Genomic DNA, 820 nt, shown 5'->3' with positions numbered 1-820 from the left:
TGCGCTCGATGCTGCTGTGGGCCGGCACCATGGTTCTCCTCGGTCCCCCGCTGGCGTGGCTGCTGCTGACCGTTCTGTGAACCGCACAGCCGACGAGCAGGAAAACCGACAAGGAGAATTCGGATGAACGCCCAGATCCCGTGCCCGTCCCAGGTGTCGACGGACGACGTCGTCGCCGTGCACCAGCTCTACGGACGCCAAAGTCACGCCATCGACTCCGGTCGGGCCGAGGATTGGGCTGCCACCTTCACCGTCGACGGGGAATTCCTCTCGCCGAGCTACCCCGCTCCCGCCCGCGGAGCCGACGAGCTGGTCGCGTTCGCCGAACGGTTCCATGCCGATTGCCGAGCACGTGGCGAAGTCCTGCGTCACGTGCTCGGCACGGTGGAGGTTCGACCGGCAGGCCCGGGCGCACTGCACTCTCGGGCATACCTGCAGATCGTCGGCACCCCCGCAGGTGATTCGGTTCGACTCCACCGAATCACCGTGCTGGAGGACGAGATCGAGATGACCGCGGACGGATGGAAGATCCGACGCCGTACCGTGCACCCCGACCGGTGAGACCACCGCCGCTCAGACGGGATCCGTTGCCACCGCAGTACAGGCGGAGACAAGTGCCACGTCGCCCGTCGAAAGCGCCACCTCGATAGCTCAGTGCCGCCTCGCCATTCACCGTGCGGGCCGAACCCACTCCGGTTCGGCCCGCACGGTCTGTTTCACGTGACGGCCACGAGTTCGGCCCCGCCAACCACTCCTGTCACTGCTGCAGCCCGACGCGGTCATCCCGAGTCCTTCCGGATCGGAGCCAGGCGCGCAGCAC

1 protein-coding gene is annotated in these 820 nt (G+C 67.2%); it reads left to right on the top strand.

All coding sequences use genetic code 11. From position 1 onward, the window contains the following. Positions 1-123: 123 nt before the first annotated feature. Entirely contained in the window at positions 124-561 is a 438-nt protein-coding gene (locus I0Q12_RS13580) for a nuclear transport factor 2 family protein (RefSeq protein ID WP_197252421.1), read from the top strand. Positions 562-820: the final 259 nt, after the last annotated feature.

The organism is Rhodococcus sp. CX (assembly GCF_015865005.1).
Lineage (GTDB): Bacteria > Actinomycetota > Actinomycetes > Mycobacteriales > Mycobacteriaceae > Rhodococcus.
This window is presented reverse-complemented; position numbering and strand designations above follow the sequence as displayed.

Excerpts from the sequence above, each read along its gene's own strand:
- I0Q12_RS13580 (WP_197252421.1), top strand. The coding sequence starts at position 124 with ATGAACGCCCAGATCCCGTGCCCGTCCCAGGTGTCGACGGACGACGTC.